The sequence below is a fragment of the Erwinia sp. 009765445 genome, from assembly GCF_058137865.1.
Genome location: NZ_JBYUWC010000044.1, coordinates 1 through 1,967 on the forward strand (window position 1 = coordinate 1; position 1,967 = coordinate 1,967).

General features: G+C 56.2%; 2 protein-coding genes. Both read left to right on the forward strand.

Going from position 1 to position 1,967, the window contains the following annotated elements; translation table 11 throughout:
• The first annotated feature begins 86 nt into the window (after positions 1-86).
• Entirely contained in the window at positions 87-1,115 is a 1,029-nt protein-coding gene (gene istA / locus AC3Y5R_RS24060; protein WP_489923411.1) for an IS21 family transposase, read from the forward strand.
• Positions 1,112-1,903: an IS21-like element helper ATPase IstB gene (gene istB, locus AC3Y5R_RS24065; RefSeq protein ID WP_489923412.1), complete on the forward strand. Its 792-nt coding sequence runs from the start codon at positions 1,112-1,114 to the stop codon at positions 1,901-1,903. Before istA ends, istB begins: the two co-directional genes overlap by 4 nt.
• Positions 1,904-1,967 lie beyond the last annotated feature (64 nt).

Below are 1,967 nucleotides of genomic sequence, written 5' to 3' on the forward strand. Positions count from 1 at the left end.
TGTTAGTACCGATGTAAAAATGCCCCACATGCCAATGTAAAACTGACCCACCATGGGTAAAACTGGCAGTTTTAAGCGAGCTGCCGATGCTAACATTGGAGTTAAGAGTGGAGATTGCTGTTCTTCGTCGGCAGGGCATGTCCATCCGTGCTATTGCCCGTCATTTGGGATGTTCCCGCCAGACTATCCGGCGCTATATCCGCATGGGGGATGCTGTGTCATCGGCCCGGTATTCCACCAGAGCGCCCCGTCAGGGCAAGCTTGACCCGTTCAAGGCGTATATCAACGAACGTGTTGAGGCGGCCCGGCCTCACTGGATACCCGCCAGCGTTATGCTTCGGGAGATCCGCGAGCGGGGCTACACCGGGGGCTACAGTATGCTGACCGCTTATCTGTTTCCACTGAAGCAACAACCCGTTGAGCCCGTGGTCCGTTTTGAGACCGAGCCGGGCGAACAGATGCAGGTCGACTTCACCATCATTCGTCAGGGCCAGGACCCTCTGCTGGCGATAGTCGCCACGCTCGGCTGGAGTCGGGCCACTTATGTCCGCTTTTATGCGAACCAGGATACCGCAGCATGGTGCGATGGGATTGAACACGCTCTGGCCTTTTTTGGCGGCACGCCGCGGCATTTGCTGTTCGATAATGCGAAGGCCATTATTCTTGAGCGGGACGTGTATGGTGAGGGCCGTCATCGCTGGAACCCCACGCTACTGGCTTTAGCCGAGAAGTACGGTTTTACACCCAGAGTCTGTCGGCCTTATCGCGCGAAGACCAAGGGTAAAGTCGAACGTTTTAACCGCTACCTCAAGGAGAGTTTTGTCGTTCCGCTGGCAACGACTTTTAAGCAGTCAGGTCTGCTGCTCGATGTGGATTCTGCCAACGCCAGGGTGGGAGCATGGCTTGTTCATACAGCTAACGCCCGGAAGCATGGTACTACCGGAGTCCCTCCTGACCAGCGATTACAGAAGGAACTGGCGGCTTTGCTGCCGTTACCGGTGACCACGCCACCATCCGTTCCACGGCTGACTGATGCACCCCGCCGGGCTCTGCCAGTGGAAAGTATTCAGCACCCGCTGTCGGTTTATCAGTCCTTACTGGAGGTGCGCTCATGAGCGAGCTCCAGCATCAGCGCATCGCTGAGCTGTGCCAGCAGTTTCGGCTGGATCGTATCGCTTCCGAGTGGCCTGCGCTGGCCCAGAAGGCGATAGATGACACCGCTTCATTCGGGGACTTTCTTGAGCAGCTTCTTAAGCTGGAGGCTGACAGCAGGGATGAGCGCCGGCGCCAGACTCTGTTACGTCTTTCCGGTTTACCGGCGGTCAGAACACTGGAGCAGTTTGACTTCAAGTTTGCCAGCGGTGCCCCACGGACACAGATACAGGAGCTGGCCAGTCTGGCATTCATCGAGCGGCAGGAGAATATCGTTTTCCTGGGGCCATCTGGTGTGGGTAAAAGCCATCTTGCAGGCGCTCTGGCATACCGCTGTGCCATGGCGGGGCTGAGCACCCGGTTTATCACCGCTGCGGACATGATGTTGCAACTGGTTGCCGCTCACCGGCAGGGAGAACTTAAAGGCTATCTGAACCGTATCATTCACAAGCCCCGGCTGCTGGTGATTGACGAGATAGGCTACCTGCCATTTGGCAAAGAGGAGGCCAACTTATTCTTCCAGGTTGTCGCCAGACGCTACGAGTCTGGCAGTCTGATACTGACCAGTAATCTGCCGTTCACACAGTGGTCGGGAACATTTGGGGATGATGAGACGCTGACAGCAGCAATGCTGGATCGTCTGCTGCATCACGCCCACATTGTTCAGATTAGCGGGCAAAGTTACCGGCTGAAGGACAAGCTAAAAAGTGGGCAGCTGAAGAAGTCGGCAACCGCCGACGTTTCTGGCTAACCACTGACAGGGGTGGGTCAGTTTTACTTTGGCAGGGTGGGTCACTATTTGAATGGTATTGACA